Annotated in this window: 3 protein-coding genes; 2 read left to right on the top strand and 1 reads right to left on the bottom strand. The window is 55.7% G+C overall.

Features of this window, described 5'->3' with window-relative positions; translation table 11 throughout:
• Window positions 1-432 precede the first annotated feature (432 nt).
• Window positions 433-699 carry a hypothetical protein gene (locus tag AB6807_RS39340; RefSeq protein ID WP_371088808.1) on the bottom strand — a complete coding sequence of 89 codons (267 nt, stop codon included), beginning with the start codon at window positions 697-699 and terminating at the stop codon, window positions 433-435.
• A 399-nt stretch (window positions 700-1,098) separates the two neighbouring features.
• Here AB6807_RS39340 and AB6807_RS39335 point away from each other — a divergent pair, with 399 nt between their 5' ends.
• Complete coding sequence (locus AB6807_RS39335; protein WP_371088807.1) at window positions 1,099-1,308, top strand: hypothetical protein; 210 nt, start codon at window positions 1,099-1,101, stop codon at window positions 1,306-1,308.
• Window positions 1,309-1,419: 111 nt separating this feature from the next.
• Complete coding sequence (locus AB6807_RS39330) at window positions 1,420-1,770, top strand: RNA recognition motif domain-containing protein (protein WP_371088806.1); 351 nt, start codon at window positions 1,420-1,422, stop codon at window positions 1,768-1,770.
• Window positions 1,771-1,856: the final 86 nt, after the last annotated feature.

The following is a 1,856-nucleotide window of genomic DNA, read 5'->3' as shown; positions in this document are numbered from 1 at the left end:
GAGCCTGCGAGCGCAACAGGCCAAACACGCACCATCGCCGACAAGCCAATTTACGACTTGATCAGACGTTCCCTAGACTGCTGTTTCAACGATGAGCCGGCCGCCTTCTACACCGGTAGGTGGGCGCGCCTCGACTGTCGCAAGGCGAATTCAGGTGGACAACCTCAGGCTTGGGGTGCCTCTGGACCTGCACGTTCATCAGCGACATGAGCCAAGAGCGCGACGTTGCCTGCGTTGTAGGCTTCATGCCACGTGTCAAATATTCCGTCCGAGGTCTCAAGGTCCAGCCACACTGCTGGGTCGTCGGTACTCTCCAACAGGATCCAAACGAAGTGACCGGAGCTCGGACGGTCTACAAACACCGCAAGTCGGCGATAGGAATTTGGCATCAGTTCAGGTTCGTTTCGCAAGGCATTAGCGGTTGCAAGACGTTCAGGATGCTGAAACAAGCTTGACGTCTTGGGCGGGATCTTGGTGAAGGATCATCGCCCACGTCAATTCAAAACCTAAAAGCGCCTTGTCAGGTACTGGGCTTGCTTCCAAATGGGCCTGCGAAAATTGCCGCTGCTGCGCTAATTCTTGCGCCAGCAATTTAGGGTGCGGATGAGTTTTGATAATCGCCCGCAAAGCGGCAGCGAGCGCCATTTCCGTACCGAGGAAGTTTGCTGCTGAAGCCGTTGCCTCTTCCGGTGTGGTCATTTTGTCCTTCCCTTGCGGGCCCGTGTTGAGGTCTACGCACTCTACTCCACGAGCTATGGAACCTCTCAGGCCATGCATATGACGTGGGTAATGACACTTAGGAAATCGCGCGAACCGATGCTTGATCCGAGCCAGACGAACCCCTCCCGTTACATCGGAATCCACACCCGATTGGCTTTTTAAATGCGTTTCAGTGATATAATAGAAGCGTTGCAGTGGTCACAATCTTTGTGACTACCGCATGCGTGCTCTGGCGGTCGTGCCGCGGGCACGGCAAATTTGCGACCTTGGTCGCCCTGATGGTCTGTAGAGCTGCAGCCAGCAGAGTTCTCGGAAGCTCAGCACAGGCTTGCAAGCTTGCGTTCCCGAATGTATTAGATTTCCAATATTGCTATTTCCATGGGCAACTTTGTCGTTTCGCCCACGACACACCAGACTGAATGTGGGCGCTATCGCGCCTCCTTCTCGGTCCACCCTTTGCGGGGCAATGCCAGCGAATGTGGTGTCTTTCATTTGGCACAAGCTTTTAGATCACGCGAGGCTGCCCGCCTTGTTGCAGTGACGCAGGGCTGGTTGCAGACAAGCATGCCCCACGCTCTCACAACCTGAATTGCAACTACAGATCGCAGCGATACCGAACTGTCGCTGCGAGTTCGCGCGTTGCCCACCTGCGCAACGCACGAAGCTTCGCTTGGTACCTATTTTTGAAAGGCTCTTTTCATGAGCAAAAAAATCTACGTGGGCAACCTGCCCTTCTCCGTGACCGATGACAGCCTCGAGAGCAACTTTGCCGAGTTTGGCGGTGTCCGTTCTGCAAAGGTCATGATGGACCGCGAAACTGGCCGCTCCAAGGGTTTTGGCTTTGTCGAAATGGCATCCGCTGAGGTTGCCCAAGCTGCGATCAGTGCATTGAACGGGATGTCCGTTGATGGGCGCACGATCGTCGTGAACCTCGCGCGGCCCCGCGACGAGGGTGCAGGCCATGGTGGTTACAGCGCGGCCGGGTACAGCGCTAGCAAGCGTACGGATGTTGGCTACGGGAATGGTGGCTTTGGTGGCGGACGTTACTAAGCGGTCCGCACCTAGGGAACATCTGATCAAGTCCACCGATAGACGATCTGAACGTTGATCACGAAGCTGAAGGAGCGCCAACGATG

Source organism: Variovorax sp. RCC_210 (assembly GCF_041355175.1).
GTDB lineage: Bacteria > Pseudomonadota > Gammaproteobacteria > Burkholderiales > Burkholderiaceae_C > Variovorax.
This window is presented reverse-complemented; position numbering and strand designations above follow the sequence as displayed.